This is a genomic window from Kribbella sp. CA-253562, from assembly GCF_050942265.1.
In the GTDB taxonomy this organism is placed as follows: Bacteria; Actinomycetota; Actinomycetes; order Propionibacteriales; family Kribbellaceae; genus Kribbella.
Genome location: NZ_CP192049.1, coordinates 5,843,237 through 5,868,363, shown reverse-complemented (window position 1 = coordinate 5,868,363; position 25,127 = coordinate 5,843,237). Strand labels below are relative to the sequence as shown.

General features: G+C 69.8%; 28 protein-coding genes. 17 read left to right on the top strand and 11 right to left on the bottom strand.

From position 1 onward, the window contains the following. Window positions 1-59: 59 nt before the first annotated feature. The gene (locus ACQPXM_RS27595) at window positions 60-758 is read left to right on the top strand and encodes a ribonuclease HII (protein WP_077012709.1); all 699 of its coding nucleotides are present in this window, start codon (window positions 60-62) and stop codon (window positions 756-758) included. 76 nt (window positions 759-834) lie between these two features. Further along, window positions 835-1,158: a DUF2469 domain-containing protein gene (locus tag ACQPXM_RS27590; RefSeq protein WP_077012708.1), complete on the top strand. Its 324-nt coding sequence runs from the start codon at window positions 835-837 to the stop codon at window positions 1,156-1,158. 139 nt (window positions 1,159-1,297) lie between these two features. Here ACQPXM_RS27590 and ACQPXM_RS27585 read toward each other — a convergent pair whose 3' ends face one another. After that, the gene (locus ACQPXM_RS27585; RefSeq protein WP_432938574.1) at window positions 1,298-1,807 is read right to left on the bottom strand and encodes a phosphotransferase; all 510 of its coding nucleotides are present in this window, start codon (window positions 1,805-1,807) and stop codon (window positions 1,298-1,300) included. A 546-nt stretch (window positions 1,808-2,353) separates the two neighbouring features. After that, the gene (locus ACQPXM_RS27580; protein ID WP_432938571.1) at window positions 2,354-2,851 is read right to left on the bottom strand and encodes a winged helix-turn-helix transcriptional regulator; all 498 of its coding nucleotides are present in this window, start codon (window positions 2,849-2,851) and stop codon (window positions 2,354-2,356) included. A gap of 136 nt (window positions 2,852-2,987) precedes the next feature. On the opposite strand from ACQPXM_RS27580, the gene ACQPXM_RS27575 reads away from it, so the two are divergent. Then, the gene (locus ACQPXM_RS27575; RefSeq protein WP_432938568.1) at window positions 2,988-3,830 is read left to right on the top strand and encodes an enoyl-CoA hydratase/isomerase family protein; all 843 of its coding nucleotides are present in this window, start codon (window positions 2,988-2,990) and stop codon (window positions 3,828-3,830) included. Window positions 3,831-4,208: 378 nt separating this feature from the next. On the opposite strand, the gene dprA is transcribed toward ACQPXM_RS27575, so the two are convergent. Beyond that, window positions 4,209-5,297, bottom strand: a complete 1,089-nt coding sequence (gene dprA / locus ACQPXM_RS27570) for a DNA-processing protein DprA (RefSeq protein ID WP_432938566.1) — start codon at window positions 5,295-5,297, stop codon at window positions 4,209-4,211. A 61-nt stretch (window positions 5,298-5,358) separates the two neighbouring features. Between dprA and ACQPXM_RS27565 the strand changes: the two genes are divergently transcribed. Further along, the gene (locus tag ACQPXM_RS27565; protein ID WP_432938563.1) at window positions 5,359-5,922 is read left to right on the top strand and encodes a hypothetical protein; all 564 of its coding nucleotides are present in this window, start codon (window positions 5,359-5,361) and stop codon (window positions 5,920-5,922) included. Window positions 5,923-6,088: 166 nt separating this feature from the next. On the opposite strand, the gene ACQPXM_RS27560 is transcribed toward ACQPXM_RS27565, so the two are convergent. From ACQPXM_RS27560 to ACQPXM_RS27550, 3 genes are all read right to left on the bottom strand, one after another. Next, complete coding sequence (locus ACQPXM_RS27560; protein WP_432938560.1) at window positions 6,089-7,663, bottom strand: YifB family Mg chelatase-like AAA ATPase; 1,575 nt, start codon at window positions 7,661-7,663, stop codon at window positions 6,089-6,091. Then, complete coding sequence (locus ACQPXM_RS27555; RefSeq protein ID WP_432938558.1) at window positions 7,663-8,022, bottom strand: YraN family protein; 360 nt, start codon at window positions 8,020-8,022, stop codon at window positions 7,663-7,665. Before ACQPXM_RS27555 ends, ACQPXM_RS27560 begins: the two co-directional genes overlap by 1 nt. 125 nt (window positions 8,023-8,147) lie before the next feature. Beyond that, window positions 8,148-9,761 (bottom strand): APC family permease, encoded by a 1,614-nt coding sequence (locus tag ACQPXM_RS27550; RefSeq protein ID WP_432938555.1) that lies wholly within the window; start codon window positions 9,759-9,761, stop codon window positions 8,148-8,150. A gap of 136 nt (window positions 9,762-9,897) precedes the next feature. Here ACQPXM_RS27550 and ACQPXM_RS27545 point away from each other — a divergent pair, with 136 nt between their 5' ends. Continuing rightward, entirely contained in the window at window positions 9,898-10,836 is a 939-nt protein-coding gene (locus ACQPXM_RS27545; RefSeq protein ID WP_432938552.1) for a tyrosine recombinase XerC, read from the top strand. Window positions 10,837-10,899: 63 nt separating this feature from the next. Then, window positions 10,900-11,379, top strand: a complete 480-nt coding sequence (locus ACQPXM_RS27540) for an RrF2 family transcriptional regulator (protein ID WP_077012701.1) — start codon at window positions 10,900-10,902, stop codon at window positions 11,377-11,379. Between the two features lie 9 nt (window positions 11,380-11,388). Here the strand turns inward: ACQPXM_RS27540 and ACQPXM_RS27535 are convergent, their stop codons facing one another. After that, window positions 11,389-12,021 (bottom strand): M23 family metallopeptidase, encoded by a 633-nt coding sequence (locus ACQPXM_RS27535; protein ID WP_432938549.1) that lies wholly within the window; start codon window positions 12,019-12,021, stop codon window positions 11,389-11,391. 291 nt (window positions 12,022-12,312) lie between these two features. Between ACQPXM_RS27535 and rpsB the strand changes: the two genes are divergently transcribed. The 6 genes from rpsB to ACQPXM_RS27505 all read left to right on the top strand — a co-directional run bounded on the left by rpsB (window position 12,313) and on the right by ACQPXM_RS27505 (window position 17,442). Further along, complete coding sequence (gene rpsB, locus ACQPXM_RS27530) at window positions 12,313-13,299, top strand: 30S ribosomal protein S2 (RefSeq protein WP_432938546.1); 987 nt, start codon at window positions 12,313-12,315, stop codon at window positions 13,297-13,299. A 363-nt stretch (window positions 13,300-13,662) separates the two neighbouring features. Next, the gene (gene tsf / locus ACQPXM_RS27525; protein WP_077012698.1) at window positions 13,663-14,481 is read left to right on the top strand and encodes a translation elongation factor Ts; all 819 of its coding nucleotides are present in this window, start codon (window positions 13,663-13,665) and stop codon (window positions 14,479-14,481) included. A gap of 57 nt (window positions 14,482-14,538) precedes the next feature. Continuing rightward, on the top strand, window positions 14,539-15,300 hold the full coding sequence (pyrH, locus tag ACQPXM_RS27520) for a UMP kinase (RefSeq protein WP_083750529.1): 762 nt from the start codon (window positions 14,539-14,541) through the stop codon (window positions 15,298-15,300). Between the two features lie 114 nt (window positions 15,301-15,414). Then, entirely contained in the window at window positions 15,415-15,969 is a 555-nt protein-coding gene (gene frr / locus ACQPXM_RS27515) for a ribosome recycling factor (protein WP_432951100.1), read from the top strand. After that, window positions 15,969-16,802, top strand: a complete 834-nt coding sequence (locus tag ACQPXM_RS27510) for a phosphatidate cytidylyltransferase (RefSeq protein WP_432938542.1) — start codon at window positions 15,969-15,971, stop codon at window positions 16,800-16,802. Before frr ends, ACQPXM_RS27510 begins: the two co-directional genes overlap by 1 nt. Before the next feature lie 31 nt (window positions 16,803-16,833). Further along, window positions 16,834-17,442, top strand: coding sequence for a GNAT family N-acetyltransferase (locus ACQPXM_RS27505; RefSeq protein ID WP_432938540.1), 609 nt, complete (start codon window positions 16,834-16,836; stop codon window positions 17,440-17,442). Here the strand turns inward: ACQPXM_RS27505 and ACQPXM_RS27500 are convergent. After that, entirely contained in the window at window positions 17,432-18,442 is a 1,011-nt protein-coding gene (locus tag ACQPXM_RS27500; protein WP_432938537.1) for an MsnO8 family LLM class oxidoreductase, read from the bottom strand. The two genes, ACQPXM_RS27505 and ACQPXM_RS27500, sit on opposite strands and share 11 nt — an antisense overlap. 63 nt (window positions 18,443-18,505) lie before the next feature. Between ACQPXM_RS27500 and ACQPXM_RS27495 the strand changes: the two genes are divergently transcribed. Continuing rightward, a complete protein-coding gene (locus ACQPXM_RS27495) occupies window positions 18,506-18,805 on the top strand; it encodes a SelT/SelW/SelH family protein (protein ID WP_432938534.1) in 300 nt (99 codons plus the stop codon). A 35-nt stretch (window positions 18,806-18,840) separates the two neighbouring features. On the opposite strand, the gene ACQPXM_RS27490 is transcribed toward ACQPXM_RS27495, so the two are convergent. Further along, on the bottom strand, window positions 18,841-19,674 hold the full coding sequence (locus ACQPXM_RS27490; RefSeq protein ID WP_432938531.1) for an SDR family NAD(P)-dependent oxidoreductase: 834 nt from the start codon (window positions 19,672-19,674) through the stop codon (window positions 18,841-18,843). Window positions 19,675-19,745: 71 nt separating this feature from the next. Here ACQPXM_RS27490 and ACQPXM_RS27485 point away from each other — a divergent pair, with 71 nt between their 5' ends. From ACQPXM_RS27485 to ACQPXM_RS27475, 3 genes are all read left to right on the top strand, one after another. Further along, window positions 19,746-20,648: a LysR family transcriptional regulator gene (locus ACQPXM_RS27485; protein ID WP_432938529.1), complete on the top strand. Its 903-nt coding sequence runs from the start codon at window positions 19,746-19,748 to the stop codon at window positions 20,646-20,648. A 62-nt stretch (window positions 20,649-20,710) separates the two neighbouring features. Beyond that, complete coding sequence (gene rlmN, locus ACQPXM_RS27480; RefSeq protein ID WP_432938526.1) at window positions 20,711-21,829, top strand: 23S rRNA (adenine(2503)-C(2))-methyltransferase RlmN; 1,119 nt, start codon at window positions 20,711-20,713, stop codon at window positions 21,827-21,829. A 4-nt stretch (window positions 21,830-21,833) separates the two neighbouring features. Beyond that, window positions 21,834-22,343, top strand: coding sequence for a DivIVA domain-containing protein (locus ACQPXM_RS27475; RefSeq protein ID WP_432938523.1), 510 nt, complete (start codon window positions 21,834-21,836; stop codon window positions 22,341-22,343). Here ACQPXM_RS27475 and ACQPXM_RS27470 read toward each other — a convergent pair. Beyond that, on the bottom strand, window positions 22,340-23,044 hold the full coding sequence (locus tag ACQPXM_RS27470) for an alpha/beta fold hydrolase (protein WP_432938521.1): 705 nt from the start codon (window positions 23,042-23,044) through the stop codon (window positions 22,340-22,342). The genes ACQPXM_RS27475 and ACQPXM_RS27470 overlap by 4 nt on opposite strands. 73 nt (window positions 23,045-23,117) lie before the next feature. On the opposite strand from ACQPXM_RS27470, the gene pdxY reads away from it, so the two are divergent. Continuing rightward, on the top strand, window positions 23,118-23,969 hold the full coding sequence (pdxY, locus tag ACQPXM_RS27465) for a pyridoxal kinase PdxY (RefSeq protein WP_432938518.1): 852 nt from the start codon (window positions 23,118-23,120) through the stop codon (window positions 23,967-23,969). A gap of 4 nt (window positions 23,970-23,973) precedes the next feature. Here pdxY and ACQPXM_RS27460 read toward each other — a convergent pair whose 3' ends face one another. Continuing rightward, window positions 23,974-25,092 carry an LOG family protein gene (locus tag ACQPXM_RS27460; protein ID WP_432938516.1) on the bottom strand — a complete coding sequence of 373 codons (1,119 nt, stop codon included), beginning with the start codon at window positions 25,090-25,092 and terminating at the stop codon, window positions 23,974-23,976. Between the last annotated feature and the right edge of the window lie 35 nt (window positions 25,093-25,127).

Below are 25,127 nucleotides of genomic sequence, written 5' to 3'. Positions count from 1 at the left end.
GCTCTTCGTGCTGCCTCGTCCAGTGGTGGTGTTCGCCCGTGCCGTGTGGGGAGGGTCGGATGAGCGCTCTCCCACGCGGCAGCACGATCCGCCGCGACGCCGGGCTGTACGGCTACGAGCGTGCCCTGCGCCGCGTCGGCCTCGACCCGATCGCAGGCGTCGACGAAGCCGGCCGTGGACCCTGCGCCGGCCCGCTGGTTGCCGCGGCAGTGATCCTGCCCGAGGGCAAGCGCGGCCAGATCCCCGAACTGGCCGACTCCAAGCTGCTCACCGCCAAGGCCCGCGAACGCTGCTACGACCAGATCCGCGACCGCGCGCTCGCCTGGTCGGTCGTCTCGATCGAGGCCGACGAGTGCGACCGCCTCGGCATGCACGTCGCCAACGTCCAGGCGCTGCGGCGGGCGTTGTTCCGCCTCGACGTGCGCCCGTCGTACGTGCTGACCGACGGGTTCGGCGTCGACGGCCTCGGCGTACCGGGCCTGGCGATCTGGAAGGGCGACCGGGTCGCCGCCTGCATCGCCGCGGCGTCGGTGATCGCCAAGGTGACCCGCGACCGGATCATGGAGCACTGGCACACGGTCTACCCCGAGTACGACTTCGCGGTCCACAAGGGGTACTGCACGCCCGAACACCAAGCGGCACTGGACAAATACGGCCCGTGTCCACAACATCGACGCCGATTCGAGAATGTCCGCCGCAGTCTGCGGCCCGATATGGGACAGAATGTGACCAGTCCCACCGGAGTGGAGAGCCGATGAGCGAGCGTAGCGAGCGACCAAACAGCAGAGCCGCCCTAGCGCTCGCGCCGCAACCGAGCGCCAGCGAGGTGAAGGCGTGAGCGCTGACGACCTCGAGAAGTACGAAACCGATATGGAGCTGCAGCTCTATCGGGAGTACAAGGACGTCGTCGGGATCTTCAAGTACGTCGTGGAGACCGAACGGCGCTTCTACCTGTGCAACGCCGTCGACCTGAAAGTCCGCACCGAAGGCGGCGACGTCTACTTCGAAGTGACGATGGCCGACGCCTGGGTCTGGGACGTCTACCGCTCGGCCCGCTTCGTGAAGAACGCCAAGGTCGTCACGTTCCGCGACGTCAACATCGAGGAACTGGCCAAGACCGACCTAGAGGTCCCCAAGGACTCCGATTTCGGCCGCTGACCCGGCGTATTTGCTCGTGAACCCAGGAACCGGCGCCTGATCCAGGCGCCGGTTCCTGGTCGTGTCACCCTCGTCGCCCGCGTCTGCCCCATCGATACGCCGATCACGCACGTGTGGCACCGTCTCGCCTAGCCGGCGCTCAGGTCAGCGCCCGCTCGAAGTCGTCGGTCCGCGTCGCCAACCATCGAAGCTCACCCGCGAAGAACTCCAGCGCGACCGCCGAGTCCTGGGCCCCGAGCCCCCACTCGCTGACCTGCCCAGCCTGCCGAAGCTTCGCCCGCACCAAAGCAGGCACCAACCCCCGGCGGTCTTCCAGCCCATACGCATCCGCGAACAACCGCAGCCGAGCCCCGAGATCAGGCAGCACCTCGAACCCCGTCTCCCGCAACTGCCGATCACTCTCCAACGGCACAAAGGCCCACGCGGCCGCCGCGACGTCCAGCAGCGGAGTGGTAGGCCCACAAGCGTCCCAGTCGATGAACGCCACCGGTCGCCCGTCGCGGTAAACGGTGTTCCACGGCCCAAGATCCCCGTGCGACATGATCTCGCCGTCCTCCAGCACCACCCCCGGCGGCCGAAATCCCGCACTCGCCCCGTGCAACTCCCGCAGCAACCCAGCAAGCTCCACCAACGCCTCGTCCGACCGCATCCCCGCCGTCAACGGATTCCCTCTCCCAGGAACCCACTCAGGATCCGCAGGCACCTCACCCGCCACGAAGCTGAGAATCTCCACCCCCGCCTCCACCCCCAACACCCGCGGCGCACCCCCGAACCCCACGTCCTCAAGATGCCGCAGATAGGCGTGCACCACCGCCGACCGAGGCCCCATCCTCCGCCGCACCGTCTCCCCACGCCGACTCACTCCAGGGTTGTTCCGCCCACCCGCCAGCACCTCGTCAGCCACCCGACCAGCATGCCCGCCAGCCGGTTCGCTGTCCGGTACGGCGTAGCCGAGCGCGTTCAGCCTCCACGGCAAGGTCGCGGTCCACCTGGCGATGGCCGCGCCACCGGTCGCGATACTCCCTACCCCGGGTCCTCACCCTGCTGTAACGCGATGAACGAGACAACCCCGCTGCTCGAGCTGCTCAACCGGTCCGAGCTGCTCAACCGGTCCCGAGGTACTCAACCGATCGCGAGTTGCTCAACCAATCCGTTGATCCCGTCGCCCGGATAACCGGTCGGTGAGTACGCCAAGTCAGATGCCGGACGACGTGGCGAGGCGTTCCGCATGGCCGGGCCCTGGGGCGAAGGTCACCTCGTCCGCCGAGACGGTCCGGTGTGAGCCGTCCGTGGTCACCTCGACTCGTACCGGTCGGTCGTCGGACTTCGCGCGCACCAGCACCGACGGCCCCTCGGGAGGTGCGACGTATTTGTCACCCCACTGCATGAGCGCGAGCAGGACCGGAAACAACTCTTTGCCTTGCTCGGTCAGCCCGTAGGCGGGCCGTGTGCGTTCCCCGGGAACCCGGTAGTTCGCACGGGTCAGGATGCCGGCCTCGACGAGGGTGGAGAGCCGTCGGGACAAGATGTCCCGCGAGCAGCCGAGCGCGCGCTGGATGTCGTCGAACCGCTCCGCGCCGTAGAAGACCTCACGCAAGACGAGCAAGCTCCACTTCTCGCCGACGATCGCAAGGGTGCGTTCGATCGAGCACCGTGTGGCCTCGGCCTCCGTTTGCCCCATGGCCACGTGCACTCCTTGTCACAGCTCTGACCTGACTACCTCGGCTCACCAGACAGTATCCCCGGTCCGAGGCGGCCTCTGAGGAGAGCCGTGTGGACCGGTGAGAGCTGAGTTGGAATTCTGTACTTTGCTGTGCGAGGCTGCTGCAATGGAGAACATCGAACCCCTCGTCGTCAGCGAGGTGTCGCCCGGCTACTGGCGCGCCACCTTCAACAACCCGCCGGTGAACGCCCTTGACGCAGGCACCGTGAAGGCTCTGCATCGGCTGCTGACGCGGCTGGAGGGCGATGCCGCAGCCAAGGTGGTCGTCTTCGACAGCGCTGACCCGGACTTCTTCATCGCCCACTTCGACATGCTCGGCGATCCTGGCTACTTCCTGGAGGACCAGGGCAACGGCCTGCATGCCTGGCCCGACTTCACGACGCGACTCGCGGCGCTCCCTGTGCTCAGCGTTTCCGTTCTCCGAGGGAGGGCGCGGGGCGTCGGGAGCGAGTTCCTGCTTGCGACTGATCTCCGCTTCGCCAGCAAGGAGAACGCGGTGCTGCACCAGCCGGAGCTCGGTATGGGCGTGCTGCCGGGCGGCGGGGCGCTGGAACGCCTGCCCAGCCTGGTCGGAAGGTCGCGTGCACTGGAGATCGTCATGGCCTCCGATGCGTTCGACGCCGATACCGCCGAACGCTACGGCTGGATCAACCGGTCCCTCCCGGATGCGGAGCTCGACGAGTTCGTGGAGAAATTGGCCCGGCGAGTGGCGAGCTTCGACGCCACCGTCCTGAGGGAGGCGAAGCTGCTGATCAACGCCAGGGCCGGCCTGCCGGACCCGCAAGACCTGATGGCTTCGGAAGCTGCGTTCTTCCGCACAGTTCAGTACGAGAACACTCAGGCCACGTGGGCCCAGATGCGGCAGCACGGCCTGCAGGAAAAGGGCGCCCTGGAACTGAACATGGCCGACTACTTTGACCAGCGTGCCGCGGAAGGCTCGTCGCGGTAGCCCTCGCCCGTCGGAAGGGCCAGCGCCGCGACCCGTCGGAAGTGGCCAGCGCCGCGCCCGGAGCCAGCGCCAGCACCTCGCCTGTCGGAAGCGGTCAGCGCCGCGCTCGGAGCCAGCGCCAGCACCTCGCCTGTCGGAACCGGTCAACGCCACGCTCCGAGCCAGCACCGGCGCCTCGCCCGTCGAAGCAGCCAGCGCCACGCGCGGAACCAGCACCAGCACCACGTCCGGAGCCAGCACGAGCACCTCGCCCGTCGGAAGCGGCCAGCATCACACCCGGAGCCAGCGCCAGTGCCACGCCCGGAGCCAGCACCAGCCGCGTACTCGTGGGAGATCGGCTCTCAGGGCCCGCGTGCAGACGATCACGGCGGGGAGCGGTTACGGGGATCGGCGATGAGTGGTGGACAGGAGCCAGCCGGAGTCTTGGTAGGTGACCAAATCGGCTTGGGCCAGGGTTTCCAGGCATTCCTGGACGGTGTCGTGGTCCAGGCCGGCGACGGTGGCTATTCGGGTGGAGGGGGACGGGCGGAGGACGGGGACGGCGTCGAGGGTGCGGCGGAGGTCGTGGTCGAGGGCGTCGATGGGGGTGGCGGGGGAGTGGGGATAGCTGGTCAGGTGCTCGCCCAGTGGGGAGATGGCTTCGAGGATGTCGGCGACCGAGGTGGCGAGGGTGGCGTTGCGTTCGCGGATCAGGAGGTGGGTGCCTTCGGACATGTGGGACGTGATCGGGCCGGGGACTGCCAGGACTGGGCGGCCGCACTGTTCGGACCAGCCGGCGGTGTTGAGGGCGCCGCTGCGGATGGCGGCTTCGATGACGACGGTGCCTTGTGTGGCGGCGGCGATCAGGCGGTTGCGAGCGAGGAAGCGGAGCTTGGTGGGAGCGCAGCCGGGTGGTAGCTCGCTGACCAGGAGGCCTTCGCCGGCGATTCGGTCGAAGAGGGCGGAGTTGCTCCGGGGGTAGCTGACGTCGACGCCGCAGGCGAGAACGGCGATGGTGGTGCCGGTGCTGGCGAGCGCACCGCGGTGGGCGGCGGCGTCGATACCGTAGGCGCCGCCGGAGACGATCGTGGTGCCGTGGTCGCCGAGGGCAGCGGCGAGTTCCGCGGCGGCGTGTTCGCCGTACGAGGAGCAGGCTCTTGCGCCGACCATGGCTACCGAGGACTGGAGCAAGTGGCGGAGGTTGCGGTTGCCTTTGACCCAGAGGCCGTACGGGACGCCACCGCGGCGGCTTTGCTGGCCGGCGTCGGCCAGTACGTCGATCTGGTCGGGCCACTCGTCATCGCCGGGGATGACGAAGCGGGCGCCGGCCTTGCGGGCTTTCTCGAGGTCGCGCTCGGGGTTGACGTGGGGGAGCCGGGTGGACCAGCGCTCGAGGCCGGGGGCGTTGGTGTGGAGGAGTTCCCAGATCTTCAGGGGTGTCAGGTCGGCGAAGGTTTTCAGGGTGGCGGGGTCGCCTGGCTCGATCACGCGGGACAGCGCCGCTCTCGCCAATCGGTCCGCGTCGGACGCAGTCGTGGGGGCGAGGGCTGTGGAGGAGGCGTTGCCGGCAGCAACCATCAGGCTGGAGCTGGGCGAGGCGGCCAGGTCGGATGAGCTCGGCGAGGTCGCTGGGTTGGATGGGCTGGGGGCCGGTGAGGAAGTCCGGTCGAGTGGCCGGGAGTTGGGCGAGGTCGCCGGGTCGGGTGGGCTGGAAGCGGGCGAGGATGCCCGGTCGAGTGGCCGGGAGTTGGGCGAGGTCGCCGGGTCGGGTGGGCTGCAAGCGGGCGAGGATGCCCGATCGAGTGGCCGGGAGGTGGGCGAGGTCGCCGGGTCGGTCGGGCTGGAGGTGATCGAGGTCGCCGTGGCGGATGTGCTGGAGCTGGGGGAAGTCGTCAGGGCGGATGGTCTGGAGCCGGGCGACGATGCTCGGTCGAATGGCCCGGAGTTGGGCGACATCGTCGGGTCGGAGGGCCTGGGCGTGGGCGAGGTCGCCGGGTCGGTCGGGCTGGAGGTGAGCGAGGTCGCCGTGGCGGATGGGCGCGGGCTGGGCGAGATCGGCCGATCGGATGGGGCGGTACCTATCTCCCTGGGGCGGTGTAGCGCGGCTGCGTAGTCGGCGGCACTGGTGTCGATCTCTTGGGCACCGGGTGGCGCGGCTTCGCCCTCGGCGGGAGCGGTGTGGACGTCCTGAGGGTCGAGCGGCGTGGCTTCGGGATCGGCGGGGGTGAAAATCGCGTACGGACCGGTGGGGGCGTCGGTCGGCTGGTGAGGGTCGTTGGTCATGGGTGCTCTCTGAGGGGGCGGGTGTCTTCCAGGGGAGTGAGGGGAGCGCCGGAGCGGAGTTGGAAGGCTTCGTGGGTCAGGGCGGGGGTTGGTCGGGAAAGGCCGGCCAGGTCGGTGAGGGTCCAGGCGAGGCGGACGACTCGGTCGAGGCCTCTCGCGGTCAGGCGGCCTTCGGCGTGATGGGTCTCGAGGATGGATTGGCTGGTGTCGTCGAGGGGGAAGTCGCGGCGGAGGACCGGACCGGGGATCTCGCTGTTCAGGCGCCAAGCGGTGTGTTGGTAGCGGTGGGCCTGGCGATCCCGGGCAGCCCGGACTCGGGAAGCGACGTCGGCGGTGGACTCCGGTGGGTCGCCGGTGCCGACGCCTCGGGCGGCGGGCAGGATCTGGCGCTGGATGTCCATCCGGTCCTTGATCGGGCCGCTGATGCGTTGCCGGTAGCGGGTGAGGATCTGGGGCGTGCAGTTGCAGATGCCGGTGGGGGTGCCGGACTGGCCGCAGGGACAGGGGTTGGCGGCCAGGACCAGCAGGAAGCGGGCCGGGAACTTCGCGACAGCAGCAGCGCGATGCACCTCGACGTAGCCGGACTCGAGCGGCTGGCGCAAGGTGTCCAGGGTCAGCGGGTGCATCTCGGGAGCCTCGTCGATGAAGAGGATTCCTCGGTGGGCGCAGCTGATCGCGCCGGGGCGGGGAACGCCGGAACCTCCGCCGACCAGGCTGACCAGGGACGCCGTGTGGTGGGGAGCGATGAACGGTGGGCGAGTGACGAGCTCCGCGTCGTTGGTCAGCAGACCGGCCAGCGAGTGCACGGCGGAGACTTCCAGAGCGTCGTCGGTCTCCAGGTCCGGCATCAAGCCGGCGAGGCGTTCCGCGAGCATGGTCTTGCCGGAACCCGGCGGGCCGTAGAGGTACAGGTGATGCCCGCCCGCGGCGGCGGCTTCGATGGCTCGGCGGCCTTCGCGCTGGCCCAGGACGTCGTCGAGGTCCACCTCGGGGACCCGGGTCAGCGACTCCGACATCAGCCGTGGCTCGGCGCGTGGCGGCTCCTCGTCGGGGATCTCCTCACCGCGGATCATCGCCAGCACCTGCCGCAGCGAGCGCACGCCGTACACGCTGATGTCGGGGACGAGCCGGGCTTCGCTCGCGTTGAGCTCGGGCACGATGATGCGGCTGAAGCCGGCTCGGGCAGCGGCCAGCGTCATCGCGAGGGCGCCGCGGACCTCGCGGATGCGGCCGTCCAGGCCGAGCTCTCCGATGATCGCGCAGTGCTTCAGCTCGCCGATCGGCAGCACGCCGCTGGCCGCGAGCAGAGCGCACGCGATCGTCACGTCGTAGTGAGAACCGGTCTTCGGCAGGGTCGCCGGGGACAGGCCGATGGTGACTTTACGATCGGGGAAGCGCTCGCCGCTGTTGACCACCGCCGCGCGGACGCGGTCCCTTGCCTCTGACAACGACGCGTCGGGCAGGCCGATCAGCGTGGTCTTCGGCAGGCCTTGGGCGATGTCGGCCTCGACCTCGACGAGATGGCCCTCCAGCCCGACGAGGGCGACGGACCAGGCCTGGGCCAGCGACATCAGCCGACGCTCCTCAGGTGCTCGATGGTGGGCTGGCCGCCGCCTGGTGGGACCAGGACGGCGATCACGTCGATCCGGATCTCCGGTGGGTGGAGATCGTGCTCCTGCAACCAGCGGCCGACCAGCCGCCGCAACGTGCTGAGTTTGCGATAGGTGATGGACTCCAGCGGGCTGCCGTAGCCGACGCCTCGCCGGGTCTTCACCTCGCAGACCACGAGTGCGCGCCCGTCCCGGGCGACGATGTCGATCTCGCCCTGCTCGCAGCGCCAGTTGCGCGCGAGGATCGCGAAGCCCTGCTGGCTGAGATGTTCCGCGGCGAGCTGTTCGCCGTACTGCCCGACTGCATCCTTGGTCCGCATCGATGACCACCTCCGACAAGAACATGCCGGGATTCGCGGCCGATTCGAGGGCGACTTCGGGCTTGTGGACAAAGAAAAACCGCCGGCCGTCCCAGTGGGGGACGACCGGCGGTGAGGCGCTGTGATCAGTTGCGCATGTGTTTGCCGCGGTTCGACTTCGGGGGAGTGCGCACGGCCTTCAGTTCGCCGGACGACGTGTCGTGGCGGACCGGCTGCAGGCCACCGGAGCCGGGGTCGGTATCGGTGTCGTAGTCCCAGCTCTCCTCGTTGGCCAGGCGGCTGTGCCAACGGCCGTAGAGGCCGTAGATCGCCAGACCGAGCAGCATCCAGATGCCGAACTTGGTCCAGGTGCTGGTCTTCAGGTTGAGCATCAGCCACAGCGTCGCGGCCAGCGACAGCAGCGGAATCAGCGGCACCAGCGGGACCCGGAAGCCACGCTCCAGGTCGGGCTCCGTACGGCGCAGCCGCAGTACGCCGACCGCGCAGAAGGCGAAGCAGAACAGGGCGCCGATGACGAGCAGTTCCTCGAGCTCGAGCACCTTCGGGTAGAGCGTGAGCACCAGCGCGGCCAGACCGGCCGCGGTCGCCGCGCGAGCCGGCGAGGAGTAGACCCGGCTGACCCGGCCCAGGCTCTTCGGCAGCAGGCCGTCACGGCCCATGTTGAACAGCACGCGACTCTGGGCGATCAGCACCACCATGATCACCGTCATCAACGCCAGCAGCGCGCCGAGATTGACCACGTCCGCGGCCCAGCCGACCCCGACCGCTTCCAGCGCCTCCGAAACCGGTGCTGCGCCGCCGAGCTGCCCGTACGGCCGCAGGCCGACCAGGACGACCGCCATCGCGACGTACAGGACCGTGACGACGACGACGCCGAGCAGCATGCCCTGCGGGACCGTCTTGCGCGGGTTGCGGGCGTCCTCGGACGCGGTCGCGATCAGGTCGAAGCCGATGAAGGCGAACACGATCGCGCTGGCCGCCGTGAAGATGCCCATCAGGCCGAACGAGCCGAACGACGAGTCCAGCATCCAGCCCAGCAGAGTTGGGTCAGCTGTCGCTGGGGCGGGACGCTCCATCGGGACGAACGGCTTGAAGTTGTCCATCTTGATGTGCGTCGCGCCGACCACCACGACCAGCAGGATCACCGCGACCTTGGCCGCCACCACGACGGTCAGGACGCGGGACGAGAGCTTGGTGCCGGTGACGATCATCGCGGTCAGCAGCAGCAGGAGCAGCGGGGCGACCAGGTTCACCTTGGCCTCGGGCCCGAAGAACTGGGCCAGGCCGTCGGGCATCGTGACGCCGAATCCGGTCAACGTGGCCAGGAAGTACGCCGACCAGACGCGGGCGACGATCGCGGCCGCGGTGACGAGCTCGAGCACGAGTGCCCAGCCGACCAGCCATGCCCACATCTCGCCGAAAGTGACGTAGCTGAAGGTGTAGGCACTGCCGGAGACGGGAATGGTGGACGACAGCTCCGCGTAACACGCGGCCGCCAGCAGGCAGACGAAAGCTGCGACCACGAACGACAGGATCACGGCAGGGCCGGCCACGTTCGCGGCCTGCTTGCCGCTCAGGCTGAAGATGCCGGAACCGATCATCACACCGAGGCCGAGCACGACAAGGTCGCGACGGCCGAACAGACGCGGTAGTCGGTGCCGCGCCTCCTCGACTCGAGTGAACGCCGACTCGACCGGCAGGCGCCGGCCTACGGTCTGTCCGTTCGCTGAGGGGGCCATGGTCAGGGGTGCCTCCGTTGCTACTAGGGCAATCGGGCCGAACAGTAGTCGACCTGTGGGCTACGGGCCAGACCTCCTTCGTGTCGCCGCCGCGCGGTGCCTTGCGATGCCGACGTCACTCCCGCATGGTCAGGACATGGCACCGGACGACGTCAGCCCAGAGCCCTCCCTACCGGAGGAATTCGCTGCGTTACTGGCTGACTACGAACGGCATCTGACGGCGGAAAGAGGCCTCAGCGAGCATTCGGTCCGAGCGTACATCGGTGACGTCGCGGATTTAATCGATCATTTGACTCGGCTTGGTCACGATGATCTGAGCGCGCTCGACATTCGTGGCCTGCGGTCCTGGCTGGCCAAGCAGCAAAGCCTCGGCAAGGCACGCAGCACGATGGCGCGACGGGCCACGGCGGCACGGGTCTTCACCGCGTGGGCCCAGCGGACCGGGCGGATCGCGACCGATCCGGGCGCGTTGCTGGCCAGTCCGAAGGCACACAAAACCCTTCCAGGCGTGCTGGGGCAGGTGGATACGCGAGCCGTGCTGGACGCGGCCGCGGTCGCCGCGGACGACGGGAGCCCGGTCGGGCTGCGGGACCTCGCGATCATGGAACTTCTGTACGCGACCGGGATCCGGGTCGGCGAGCTGTGCGCGCTCGACCTCGACGAACTCGATCGGACCCGACGCGTGGTCCGCGTTTTCGGTAAGGGGCGTAAAGAGAGGTCGGTCCCGTACGGCGTACCGGCGGCCGAGGCGTTGGAGGCGTGGCTCGCGGTCCGCCCGCAGCTGGTCAGGGACGGAAGCGGGCCGGCGCTCTTCCTCGGGGCGCGCGGCGGCCGGATCGATCAACGGACCGTGCGCCGGGTGGTGCACGCGCGAATCGACGCGGTCGAGGCGCCCGACCTGTCGCCGCACGGCTTGCGGCACACGGCGGCGACGCACCTGCTCGAGGGTGGAGCCGACCTGCGCAGCGTGCAGGAACTGCTCGGCCACGCCTCGCTGGCGACGACGCAGGTCTACACGCACGTGTCGAGCGAGCGGCTGCGAGCGGCGTACCAGCAGGCGCATCCGCGGGCCTGATCCCGATGCCGGGCCCGGCGGGGTGATGGGCGGGCGGCGGGTGGATGGGGCAGACTGCGGGCCATGCGGGTTTCGGCAAAATCTGACTATGCGTTGCGGGCGTTGATCGAGATCACCCAGCGCTGGGTGGCCAACGATCCCTCGGTGGTGTCGGCGGAGGAGCTCAGCCGGGCGCAGGGGATTCCGCACGGGTTCCTGCAGGGAATTCTGGCCGACCTTCGGCGCGCGGGCGTGCTGACCAGCCAGCGCGGGCAGTCCGGCGGGTGGAAGCTCGCGGTGGACCCGAACGAGATCTCCGTGGCCGACGTGATGCGTGCGGTGGACGGACCGATCGTGAGCATCTCGGGCGTGCGGCCGGAAAGCGTCGCCTACAACGAGCGGGCCGTCGTGCTGCAGCGGGTCTGGATCGCGGCGCGGGCGAGCCTGCGGGACGTGCTCGAGCACACCACGCTGACGGACCTTGCCAAAGGCAAGCTTCCGGCCGGGGTCGAGCGGCGGTCGAAGGACGAGGACGCGTGGCAGGCGCGGGTTCCGGGGAGTTGAGCGCACGGGTCAGTGGTTCCTGACCAGCACGGCGGCGCCCAGGGCGACCAGCGCGCCGAGAGTGACGACCGCGGTCGGTGCCAACGAGCTGGACTCGTCGACAGCGGGACCGCGAGGCGCCGGCGATGACGACGCAGCCGGCTCGGGCGACTTCGGCGCAGAGAACTCGTCCGGCGCCGAGGATTCATCCGGCGGCGGAAAGGTCGGCAGCAGCCGGACCGGCTGAGCGGCGAGCAGTTTCAAAGGGTTGAGGTACGTCTCGCCCTCGAGCAGACCCCAGTGCAGGCACGTGGCCGGAGCGCAGTGCGAGGCCGCGGACGACAACCGGCCGATGGGCTGGGCTCGGCGGACCTCGGTCCCGGCAGCGAGCGCCGGGATCACCGGCTCGTACGTCGTACGCAGTGGCCCCCGGGCGACGACCACGACGCTGCGGCCCGCGACCGGACCGGCAAACGTGATCGTGCCGGGGGTGGCGGCGAGGACCGGTTGACCGGGGGAGCCGGCCAGGTCGACGCCCCGGTGGCCGGGGAGCCAGGGCTTGGGCGGCGGGACGTAGGCGCGCACGATCCGGGGTCGCGGGTCGAGCGGCCAGACGGCGTCTGGAGGCGGGGGAACGATGGGCATCAGCAGCAGCGGGCTCATGCTGAAAAGGTGCAGGTGAAAGCGCGTTTTCGCCGGGACGAATCGGCGCCTGTGGACGGACCAGGGGCCGGTTCGACCCGGGTGGGCTTGTCGCGTAGACTTCTGGCGGCGTCCCACCTCGGTGGGGCGACTTCGCACGCCTGCACACACCCGAACCCTCTTGGTCCCGGCTCGCCGGGGAGGGGTTCGCGCGGGCGTCAGGCGCGACGGACCAACCGGGTCCGCCGCGGAACAACCGAGACAGCGCCACCGGACGAGCGACCCCGGTCGGCGCGACAGGAGGAACACCTCATGGCCGTCGTGACCATGAAGCAGCTGCTCGAGAGCGGCGTGCACTTCGGGCACCAGACCCGCCGCTGGAACCCGAAGATGAAGCGCTACATCCTCACCGAGCGCAACGGCATCTACATCATCGACCTGCAGCAGTCGCTGTCCTACATCGACCGCGCCTACGAGTTCGTCCGGAGCACCGTCGCCTCCGGCGGCGCGATCCTGTTCGTCGGCACCAAGAAGCAGGCCCAGGAAGCGATCGCCGAGCAGGCGACCCGGGTCGGCATGCCCTACGTGAACCAGCGCTGGCTGGGCGGCATGCTCACCAACTTCCAGACCGTGAACAAGCGGCTCCAGCGGCTCAAGGAGCTGGAGCTGATCGACTTCGACGACGTCGCCGGTTCCGGTGTCACGAAGAAGGAGCTGCTGCAGAAGCGTCGCGAGCACGACAAGCTGCTCAAGACCCTCGGCGGTATCCGCGACATGGGCCGGGTCCCGTCCGCGGTCTGGATCGTCGACACCAAGAAGGAGCACCTCGCGGTCGACGAGGCGCGCAAGCTCAAGCTGCCGATCATCGGCATCCTGGACACCAACTGCGACCCCGACGAGGTCGACTTCCCGATCCCGGGCAACGACGACGCGATCCGGTCGGTCGGTCTGCTGACCCGCGTGGTCGCCGACGCCGTGGCCGACGGCCTCAAGGCCCGCTCGGGCCAGGGTGCTGCCGCCGCCGGCGAGGAGCTCGGCGCCGACGAGCCGATGGCCGCCTGGGAGCGTGAGCTGCTGGAGAGCCAGAACGCCGCTGCCGCCGCTCCGGCCACGACCGACGCGGCTCCGGCCGCCGACGCGGCTCCGGCCGCCGAGGCCGCCCCGGCTGCCGACGCGACCCCCGAGGCTCCGGCCGAGGAGGCTGCCCCGCTCGCCGAGTCCGGTGCCGTCGCCGAGACGATCGCCAAGGCCGACGACACCCCGGTCGAGGGCACCGAGGCGCCGAAGACCGAGGCCTGATCCGGTTCCGGGTCGCCGACTGCCTGGCACCCGCCTCCGAGACCCGCGAGGGTTCCGGAGCGGCGTACAGGAAACGGTGGCCCGGATCAGGAAAGGCTCCGGCCGAAGGCCTGGACCGGAAGGTCGCGGATCGACAGATCCAGACTTGAAGGGGCACGGCGGTCCAGCGGGCGAGAGCCCGGGACCGCCGGCCGCAAGGTCCGGCAAGGCTTGACAGGATCGACAAGGTTCGCGCCCGGTCCCCACCAAGGGCCCGCCGAACCCCGATCGCCCGGCAGACCAACGTCACCGCACCGGTGACGCTCCGCCTCCGGGCGGCGACCCACCCCGCTGATCGCACCGACTAGATCGAGAGAACGAGGAATGGCGAACTACACCGCCGCTGACGTGAAGAAGCTCCGCGACGCCACCGGCGCGGGCATGATGGACGCGAAGAAGGCGCTCGAGACCACCGACGGCGACTTCGAGAAGGCGATCGAGGAGCTGCGCATCCACGGCGCCGCCAAGGCCGCCAAGCGGGGCGCCGAGCGGTCCGCCACCAACGGCCTGATCGCCGCCGCCGAGAACGCCCTGGTCCAGCTGAACTGCGAGACCGACTTCGTCGCCAAGAACGAGCAGTTCCAGCAGCTCGCCGCCGACATCGTCGCGCACGCCGCCGCCAGCAAGGTCGGCGACGTCGAGGGCCTGCTGAACGAGAAGCTGGCCGACGGCAAGAGCGTCGCCGAGAACATCGAGGCCCTGGCCGCGGTGATCGGCGAGAAGCTCGAGCTGGGCAAGGTCGCCGTGTTCGAGGGCAAGGTCGCGGCGTACATGCACAAGCGTGCCGCCGACCTGCCGGCCCAGGTGGGCGTGCTGGTCGAGTTCGAGGGTGACGACATCGACGCCGCCCGCGGTGCCGCGATGCAGGCCGCCGCGATGCGCCCGCTCTACACCACCCGCGACGAGGTCCCGGCCGAGACGGTCGAGAACGAGCGCCGGATCGCCGAGGCGACCGCGCGCGAGGAGGGCAAGCCCGAGGGCGCCCTGCCGAAGATCGTCGAGGGCCGGGTGAACGGCTTCTTCAAGGAGGTCGTGCTGCTCGAGCAGGCGTCGGTCCAGGAGAGCAAGAAGACCGTCAAGGCCGTGCTCGACGAGGCCGGCGTGACCGTGAAGCGGTTCGCCCGCTTCGAGGTCGGCGCCTGAGGCGTCTCCCGCTTAGGAGACAGCAGGAAAAACATCATCGACGAGGAGGCCGGAATCGTGACGGAAACCCTGGGGACCGAGACGAGTCCGGCCTCTTCGCCGGTCGAACCGGCCTATCACCGGGTGCTGCTCAAGCTGTCGGGTGAGGTGTTCGGCGGCGGCAAGCTCGGCGTCGACCCCGACGTGGTGAACTCGATCGCCAAGCAGATCGCCGAGGTGGTCCGGGCCGGTGTACAGGTCGCCGTCGTGGTCGGCGGCGGCAACTTCTTCCGCGGCGCCGAGCTGCAGCAGCGCGGTATGGAGCGCAACCGCGCCGACTACATGGGCATGCTCGGCACCGTGATGAACTGCCTGGCGCTGCAGGACTTCCTGGAGAAGCTCGGCGTCGAGACCCGGGTCCAGACCGCGATCACGATGGGCCAGGTCGCCGAGCCGTACATCCCGCGCAAGGCCGACCGGCACCTGGCCAAGGGCCGCGTCGTGATCTTCGGCGCCGGCTCCGGGATGCCGTACTTCTCCACCGACACCGTCGCGGCCCAGCGGGCGCTGGAGATCGGCGCCGAGGCGCTGCTGATGGGCAAGCAGGGCGTGGACGGTGTCTACGACTCCGACCCCAAGACGAACCCGGACGCGGTGAAGTTCGACCAGCTCTCGTACGACGACTTCCTGGCCCGCGGGCTGCGGGTCGCCGACGCCACGGCGATCAGCCTGTCCCGCGACAACGCGCTGCCGATCGTCATCTTCGGTCTCCAGGACGGCAACATCGCCCGGGTCGTGCGCGGCGAGAAGATCGGCACGGTCGTCTCCCCGGGGCAGTGAACCGGTACTAGGATCATCCGACACGCGGACCGAGGTCCGTAGTCTGGTAGACCAGCGTTCGTAGGGTTTGAGCGGCCGCACCGAAGCGGCCCCGAGGAAGCGAGGAATGTCGTGATCGACGAAGCACTCCGCGAAGCCGAGCAGAAGATGGCGAAGGCCGTGGAGGTCGCCAAGGACGACTTCGCCGCGATCCGCACCGGCCGGGCCCACCCGTCGATGTTCTCCAACATCGTGGCGGACTACTACGGATCGCCGACGCCGCTGCAGCAGCTGGCCGGTTTCCAGGTCCCCGATCCCCGCACCGTTCTCATCTCGCCGTACGACAAGGGCGCGATGGCGGCGATCGAGAAGGCGATCCGCGACTCCGACCTGGGCGTGAACCCCGGCAACGACGGCTCGGTGATCCGGGTCAACATGCCGCAGCTCACCGAGGAGCGGCGCAAGGAGTACATCAAGGTCGCCAAGACCAAGGGCGAGGACGCCAAGATCTCGATCCGGAGCATCCGCCGGCACGCCAAGGACCAGATCGACAAGTCGGTCAAGGACGGCGAAGCCGGCGAGGACGAAGGCAAGAGTGCTGAGAAGCGGCTCGACGGGCTGACGAAGAAGTACGTCGACTCGATCGACCAGCTGCTCAAGCACAAGGAAGCCGAACTGCTCGAGGTGTGATGGGCCTCGACCAGAGCCCGCCCGCGCCGAGCCGCGCCGGGCGCAACCTGCCTGCCGCGATCGCGGTCGGAGTCGGTCTCGGCGCGGTGATCGTCGGCTCGCTGCTCTGGCTGAAGGTGCTGTTCATCTTCGTGGTGCTCGCCGCGGTGCTGCTCGCCGTGGACGAGATGATCAAGGCGCTGCGGACCGGCGGCGCCGAGATCCCGCGGGTCCCGCTGATGGCCGGTACGACGGCGATGCTGGTCGCGGCGTACTTCGGTGGCCCGATGGCGCTGCTGGTCGGGCTGGCGCTGACCGCGCTGGCGACGATCTTCTGGCGGATGCCGGGCGGATCGACCGGCTTCGTCCGGGACGTGACCGCCGGCGTGTTCCTGCTCGGCTACGTGCCGCTGCTGGCCGGCTTCGCTGTGCTGCTGGTGCAGCCGGACAGCGACGGCCCGCAGCGGGTGGTGACGTTCTTCCTGGTCGTGGTGGCCAGCGACGTCGGCGGGTACGCCGTGGGTGTGCTGTTCGGCAAACATCCGATGGCGCCGACGATCAGCCCGAAGAAGTCCTGGGAGGGCTTCGCCGGCTCGACTCTGGCCTGCATCGGAGCCGGGATCGGCTCGGTGGTCTGGCTGCTCGACGGCCACTGGTGGGCCGGTGCGATCGTCGGTGCCGTGGCGGTGCTGACGGCAACCGTCGGCGATCTCGGCGAGTCGATGATCAAGCGCGACCTGGGCATCAAGGACATGTCGAACCTGCTGCCCGGTCACGGCGGCGTGATGGACCGCCTGGACTCCCTGCTGGCCACGGCTCCGGCCGTCTGGCTGCTGCTGCACTTACTCGTTTGACCGGCCGCCGTCCGCGCGCTTGGCTGGTGGCATGACCATCGCTCCGGACGGCCGCCCACTGGTCGGCGACTTCGTCCGCCTCGACCGTTTTGTTGCCGACGACATCGATCAGCTGTTCGCCGCGATCGACGACGAGCGGGTGTACGCCGCGGGCTTCGGTGGCGGTCCCGCCGCTCGGCCCGCGACCGTCGAGCAGATGCGCGAGCGCTGGACCAACTCGGCCCCGCAACGCGTCGCGTACGTCGTCCGGCTCGCCCGCGACTGCGAACTGGGGGCCGAGGGCACCGTTGTCGGTACGACGAGCCTCGGCGACGTCGATCTGGCCAACGAGCGGGTCCATCTCGGCTGGACCGGCTACGCGCCGTCGGTTTGGGGCACCCTGGTCAACCCGTCGTGCAAGTTCCTGATGCTCCAGCACGCGTTCGAGGACTGCGGGTTCAACCGGGTGAAGATCCAGACCAGCCTGGTGAACACGCGGTCGCAGGCCGCGATCGCCAAGCTCGGTGCGACTCGCGAAGGCGTGCTGCGCCGGCACATCAAGCAGCCGGACGGCTCATGGCGAGACACGGTCGTGTTCTCGATCCTGGCCGACGAGTGGCCCGACGTACGGAAGGGTCTGCTCGCCCGGATCAGCGGCTGACGCGGAGACCGGCCAGCTCGGCCAGGAGACGGTAGTTCTCCAGCAGTTCGGCCCGGTCGTAGGTGTTGGTGGTGATCAGCACCTCGTCGGCGCCGGTCCGCTCGACCAGTCCGCCCAGAGCCGCGTCGACCTCGTCCGGCGTGCCGTACAGCTGGCCCTGCAGTGCCTGCTCGAAGAATCCGCGTTCCTTGTCGGTCATCTCGCGCTGAGGGTCGACCGGCTCCAGGGGCGGGAACACTCCGCGGGTCCGCGAGTAGGCGCTCGACCATGCCTCGGGCAACAGGAGTCGCCGGGCCGCTTCAGTTGTCTCCGCAACGGCCGCGGTAGCCGCCAGTACGACGTACGGTCGCTCGGCCCAGTCCGACGGCGTGAAGCCGGAGCGATAGCGCTGCAGTGAGTCGAGCAGCGCCGCCTCGCCGCGGGCGCCGGCGATGACCAGCGGCAGGCCGAGCGATGCGGCGAGTTGAGCACCTTCCCCGATCGCCAGCACGTACGCCGGTACGCGGAGCCCCTCGCCCGGTCGCGCGTGGACCTGCGGGTGGTTCCGCTGCGTGCCGGTGAAGTACCCGAGCAGCTCGCGGACCTGATCCGTGAAGTCCTCGGCCGCGTCCTTCTCGACGCCGAGCGCCCGTCGGATCCCGCCGGTGAACCCGACCGAGCGGCCGAGACCCATGTCGATGCGGCCCGGATACAGCGACTCCAGTACGCCGAACTGCTCCGCGACCACCAGCGGCTGATGGTTCGGCAGCATCACCCCGCCGGTCCCGACCCGGATCCGCTCGGTGGCGGCGGCGACCGCCGCGGCCAGGACGGTCGGTGCGGAGCCGACCACTCCAGGAACGCTGTGATGTTCCGACACCCAGAAGCGGTGGTAGCCGAGCTCCTCGACCTGTTGGGCTAGCCGGACGGTGCCGCGCAAAGTCTCCGCCTCGGTCTCGCCCACGCGAGTCCGCGAGCGGTCCAGCACCGACAGGGGAACACCGCTGAGCGAGGAAGTCATGATGCTTGGTCCAACGATCTCGTCGGCGGCGACCATTCCCGAAGGCCAGGGATACTTGGCGACGTGACGAGGCAACCGCGGTTGGAGATCGAGTACTGCACCCAGTGCCGCTGGTTGATGCGGGCGGCCTGGACGGCGCAGGAACTGCTGACGACGTTCCCCAAGGAGCTGGGGGAGGTCGCGCTGATGCCCGGGACCGGTGGCGTCTTCGACATCCGGCTGGACGGTGAGACGCTCTGGTCGCGCAAAGCCGAGGGCGGGTTCGCCGAGATTCCGATCCTGAAGCAGTTGGTGCGGGACCGGATCGCGCCCGACCGGAAGCTCGGCCACTCGGATCGCAAGGATCCTGCCGAACGGAGCTGAAGGGCCGGAGTACGCCGTACTCCGGCCCTGTCCGGCTAGATAGCGGTGGAGCGGCTGAGCTCCTCCCACTCAGTGACCGAGGCCAGCAGCGCCTCGTGGTGCTCGCGGAGGCCGTCGACGGCGTCGTTGCCCAGCATGAGGCGCAGCGGCGGGTTGCCGCTGTCGAGCACCTTCATGATCGCCGCGACGCCCTTGACCGGGTCGTTCGGCTCGTTGTCGAGCAGCGCCGCGGTGTTCACGCGGGTGGCTCCAGCGGTCTCGCGGTAGATGTCCAGCTCTTCGGTGGTCACCTTGTTGCTGTTGAACGGCGTACGGAAGGCGCCGGGCTCGACGATCAGGACGCGGATGCCCAGGGGAGCGACCTCAGCGGCCAGCGCCTCGGAGTACCCCTCCAGAGCGTGCTTGGCCGAGTTGTAGACGCCGTAACCGGGGTAGGTCTTCAGGCCGCCGAGCGAGCTCATCTGCACGATCGTTCCCGATCCCTGCGCGCGCAGGACCGGCAGGACCGCCTGGGTGACCTGGGCGGCTCCGAAGAACACGACGTCGAACTGCTCGCGCAGCCGTTGCACGCCGACCTCCTCGATGGCGCCCATCACCAGCGAGCCGGCGTTGTTGACCAGCACGTCGATCCGGCCGAACACCGCCAGCGTCGCCTGGACCGCGGCGTCGATCGAGGTCGGGTCGGTCACGTCCAGGGCCGCCGTGCTGGCTCCCCGCTCCGCCAGATCGGCCAGCGTCTCGGGCCGGCGGGCGGTGGCCATCACCCGGTCGCCGGCGGCCAGTGCGGCGAGCACCAGTTCGCGTCCGAAGCCCGTGGAGCAGCCAGTGATCAACCAGACCCGCTCTTGTGTGTTGTAGTCGTTTTCCATGCTCCGAGTCTTCGTCCGGACTCCCTGGTGGGGCCAACACCAGCTACCTGGTGCAGCAGTAGCCTGTGCCTGTGACCCCCGAGCTGCGGCAGTTGCGCTACTTCGTCGCGGTGGCGGAGGAGCTGAGCTTCACTCGGGCCGCTGCCCGGCTGACGATCGCTCAGCAGTCCTTGTCGCAGCAGATCACGCTGCTGGAGCGGATGGTCGGCGCGAAGCTGTTCGACCGCGACAGCCGGGGAACTGCGCTGACTGAGGTCGGCACGCTCTTCCTGCCGGAGGCCCGCGCTGTGCTCGACCGCGCGGAGCAGGCGATGGGTGTGGTCGCCCGTGCCGTCCGCGGTGAGATCGGCCTGCTCCGGATGGCCTTCCTGGCGACGACGGCGAACTACCTGCTGCCACCGGTCGTACGCGCCGTCCGCGACCGCTTCCCGGATCTGGAGCTGGCGACCGAGGAGACCACGATCGGCCCGCTCGTCGACGGCGTACGCAGCGGCCGGTACGACGTGGCGTTCAGCCGCCCGCCGCTGGTCGACGACCTGGCGACGCGGACGCTCGTCACCGAGGACGTCTGCGCCGTGCTGCCCGAGGGGCATCGGCTGGCCGGGCGTGACCAGCTCAGCCTGGAAGACCTGGCCGACGAGCCCTGGCTGCTCACCCCACGCAGTTCGTGGGAGCCCTGGCACGACCGGTACGACGCGGAGTTCCGCGCGGCCGGGTTCGAGCCGAAGGTGGTGCACCGGGATCCGAGCGTCCAGGTGCTGCTCGGCATGGTCGCGGCCGGGGTGGGCGTGACGAGGCTTGCCCGGTCGGCGTCCAGTCTGCGGCGGACCGGGGTGGTGTTCGTGCCGCTGACCGGACAGACCGCGCCGACCGAGATGGTCTGGCTGCCCGGGAACACATCGGCGGCGCTGCCGGCCGTACTGGAGACCATTGCCGAACTGGCCGCCGCGGAGGATCTCGCCGCGGCCGGATAGTGAGCGGGGACACCGGACGTGAATTTGTGAAAGCGGTCGGCGGCGAGGGACAATCGAGGGCGATGACTACCTCCCTCCCGCTCGTTTTCGACGAACCGCGCCGTGCCAAGAAGCCGCCGCGGCACCTGGCCGACCTCAGCGGGGAGGAGCGCAAGGCGGCGGTGACGGCGCTCGGCGAGCCCGGATTCCGGGCCAAGCAGCTGTCCAACCACTACTTCTCCCGGCTGGTCTCAGACCCCGCCGAGATGACCGACCTGCCGGCCGCGACCCGCGACAAGCTGGCGGCCGACCTGCTGCCACCCCTGCTCACCAAGGTCCGTGACCTGGAGTGCGACAACGGGCAGACCCGCAAGTCGCTGTGGAAGCTGCTCGACGGCTCGCTGGTCGAGTCCGTGCTGATGCGCTACACCGACCGGACCACGATGTGCGTCTCGTCCCAGGCCGGCTGCGGCATGGCCTGCCCGTTCTGCGCCACCGGCCAGGCCGGCTTGACCCGGAACATGACCACCGCGGAGATCGTCGAGCAGGTCGTCGACGGCGCCCGCGCGCTGGCCCGCGGCGAGGTCGCCGGCGGGCCCGGCCGGGTCAACAACATCGTGTTCATGGGCATGGGCGAGCCGATGGCCAATTACAAGGCCGTGATCGGCGCCGTCCGCCGGTTCACCGATCCGTCGCCGGAGGGCCTGGGCATCTCGGCCCGGGGCATCACCGTGTCGACCGTCGGCCTGGTGCCGCGGATCAACCAGCTCGCGACCGAGGGCATCCCGGTCACGCTGGCGCTGTCGCTGCACGCCCCGGACGACGAGCTGCGCGACGAGCTGGTCCCGATCAACAACCGGTGGAAGGTCGACGAGGTGCTCGACGCCGCCTGGGGCTACGCGGAGAAGACCAAGCGCCGCGTCTCGATCGAGTACGCGATGATCCGCGACATCAACGACCACGCCTGGCGCGCGGACCTGCTGGCCGAGAAGCTGGCCGCCCGCGGCGACTGGGGCTGGGTGCACGTCAACCTGATCCCGCTGAACCCGACACCGGGCTCGAAGTGGACCGCCTCCGACCCGGCCGACGAGCGCGAGTTCGTCCGCCGCCTGCAGGCCGGCGGCATCCCCACCACCGTGCGCGACACCCGCGGCCAGGAGATCGACGGCGCCTGCGGCCAGCTCGCCGCCGCCGGCAGCTGAGCGCGTGCTTCGCCCCGAGTTCACCGTGCGCCGGATCGGCGAGCGGTACGACCGGGACGAGGTCGACGCGCTGGTCGAGCGGATCCTCGCGACCGCGAACCGTACGACGCCGCCGTCGGTGACGGTGGCCGACCTGCGCTCGGCGGCGTTCAGGACCCCGATCGTCGGCACCGGCTACTCAGCACGCGAAGTCGACGATTTCCTCGCGGACGCCGAGCAGTGGATGCCGGACCGGCCGGAGCGGTCGGTCGACCGGTCGGCGCCGGCTGGACCGCAGCGGGAGGCCCCGCTGTTCACCCCGGTCAGGTTCCGCGAGGGCTACAACCCGGCCGAGGTCGACGACTTCGTCGACCGGGTGATGGCCACGGTGAACGGCCGGCCCGTCGACTGGCCGGTCACCGCGCGCGAGATCCGCGACGTGCAGTTCAGCCCGGTGCGCCTGAGCGAGGGCTACGACGTGCAAGAGGTCGACCTGTGGCTCGAGAAGGCCGAAGGCTGGCTCGGCGGCGCCTAGCTCTCCACCACGGACAGCAGAACGTCGGCAAGCTCGGCCGGCCGGGAGAACATCGGCCAGTGACCTGTCTTGAGCTCGGCCAGGGTCCAGTGCGGGGACGCGAGATGGTCCTGGACGACAGCACTGGGCGTCGGACCGTCCATCAGGCACTTCACGTACGTCGTGGGCAGCTCGGCGATCGGACGCGCCAGCTCAGCCGGCTCGGTGAGTGCACGCCCAGGATGCGGCGTCGACCGCTTCACGATCGTCGCGATCTGCTCCGCGGTCAGGTCCTGCCCGGCGTAGTCCTCGGCGGTCAGCGGGGGCCAGAACCCGCCGGACTCGGCGAGCTGCCCCGCCAGCCAGGCGCGGCCCTCGGGAGACCAGCCGTCGGCGAACGACTGCCCGTCGAGCGGGATGTTCGAGTCGACGTACACGACGCGACGCAGCCGGTCGCCGATCGCGGCGGCGGCCTGACCGGCGGGGATGCCGGAGTAGCTGTGGCCGACGACCACGACGTCCGACAGCTTGCCGGCCACGTCCACGATGTCGGCCACGTGCTGCGCCTGAGAAGTCTGAGCCGAGTCGGGCTGATGCAGCTCAGCCAGCCCGGTCAGCGTCACCGGGTAGACCTCGTGCCCCTCGGCCCGCAGCAGCTCACCGACCTCGTCCCAGGCCCACGCACCCAACCACGCTCCCGGAACCAGCACGAAGTTCACCATGCACGCCACCGTAGACAGCCCCTCCGACAGTTCCGGCTCCGCCCGCCCCGGACCGAGGTGGCATGATCGAGCGGTGAAAATCCTCTCGATCCAGTCCGCGGTCGCCTTCGGGCACGTGGGCAACTCCGCCGCCGTGTTTCCGCTTCAGCGCATCGGTGTGGAGGTGCTGCCGGTGTACACGGTGAACTTCTCCAACCACACCGGGTACGGCGCGTGGCGCGGGCCGCTGATCAGTCCGGACGACGTCCGCGAGGTGCTGCTGGGCATCGAGGATCGCGGAGTGTTTCCGCAGATCGACGTGGTGCTCTCGGGCTATCAGGGCGGTGAGGGGATCGCCGACGTGATCCTCGAGGCCGTGAAGCGGGTGAAGGCGGCCAATCCCTCGGCGGTGTACTCCTGCGACCCGGTGATGGGCAACGCGAAGTCCGGGTGCTTCGTCGCCCCGGCGATCCCCGTGCTGCTGCGCGACCGGGTGGTGCCGGCCGCCGACATCATCACGCCCAACCAGTTCGAGCTGGGCTTCCTGACCGGCACCGAGCCGGACACGCTGGAGTCCACGCTGGCCTCCGTTGACCTGGTCCGGGCGACCGGGCCGCGCACCGTGCTGGTGACCAGCGTCGAGCGCCCCGACCGCGAGGACGGCACGATCGAGATGCTGGCCGTCGACGACAGCGGCGCGTGGCTCGTGCGGACGCCGTACATCCCGATGAAGGCGAACGGCTCGGGCGACGTGACGGCCGCGCTGTTCACGGCGCACTACCGCCGGACGGGTGATCTCGCGGACGCGCTGGCGCGGACCACCTCGAGCGTCTTCGAGCTGCTCACCCGCACCCACGAGTCGGGGGAGCGCGAGTTGCAGCTCGTCGAGTCGCAGGACGCCTACGCGCACCCGCGGATGCAGTTCACGCCTGAGCGCGTGGCCTGAGCCGTCAACGGTCGCCTGCGTGCAGCGACCGGCTCACCAGCGCGGCGGCCTCGTCGACGGTGTCGACCAGCTGGACCGACGTGGCCATCGCGCGGTTGGAGGCCAGCGTCTGGAGCAGCGGCCAGACCGGGAGCGTCACCGACCAGTACTGCACGCCGACCAGGATCATCGGGACCTGGGTCGCGGCGTCGCCGTAGTAGTTCGGGGTGACGGCCTGGAAGATCTCCTGGACCGTGCCGGCCGCGCCGGGCAGGTAGATGATGCCGCCGCGCGCGCGGCCGAGCAGGACGTCCTCGCGCTGGGCGTTGGAGAAGTACTTGGCGATCGACGAGGCGAAGACGTTCGGCGGCTCGTGGCCGTAGAACCAGGTCGGGATCGACACGCCGCCGTCGCCGGGGAACTGGCGGCGGACCGCCATGCCCGCCGCGGCCCAGACGCCGATCGACGGGCGGAAGGACGGCGCCGCGGCGAGCAGGCCGAGGGCCGCGTCGAGCGCGGCGTCGTCGTACGCGGCGAGGCTGGAGCCCAGGTTCGCGGCTTCCATGGCGCCCGGGCCGCCGCCGGTGGCGACGGTCAGGCCGGCGCGGGCCAGCGTGCGGCCGAGCAGCACCGCCGACCGGTACGTCGGGTCGCCGCGCTTGATCCCGTGCCCACCCATCACGCCGATCCAGGGCCGCCCGTCGGGCAGCTCGTGCAGCGCGTCGGCGATCGAGTGGTCGTGCAGCGCGGCGGCGAGCGTCCGGCTGGTGTCGCCCTTCTCGTCGTGCTGCCGCGACCAGGCGTAGATCCGGGCGTCGGGTGTGGCCTCGTAGCCGGAGTCGAGCCCGGCGTACAGCTCGTCGGCGTCGTACAGGACGCCGCGGTACGGGTCGAACGGCAGCTCCGGGATGGCCGGGAAGATCAGCCCGCCACCGCCACGGATCCAGGCCTCGGCCTGCTCGTCGAGCGTGCAGCCGAGGAAGAGCGAGCCGGTCGGCGCGAGGCCGAGCAGGGCCGCCGTACGGCCGGACAGGTCGACCGACTGGACCCGCCAGCCCGCCATCGACGTCGCTCCGGCGGCCAGGATCTCGTCGAAGTGGGCGAGGGACTCGATGTCCACGTGCGGGATGCTCGGCTGGGTCACCCGAGCACCCTAATAGGAGAGGACTGTCAGTCAGC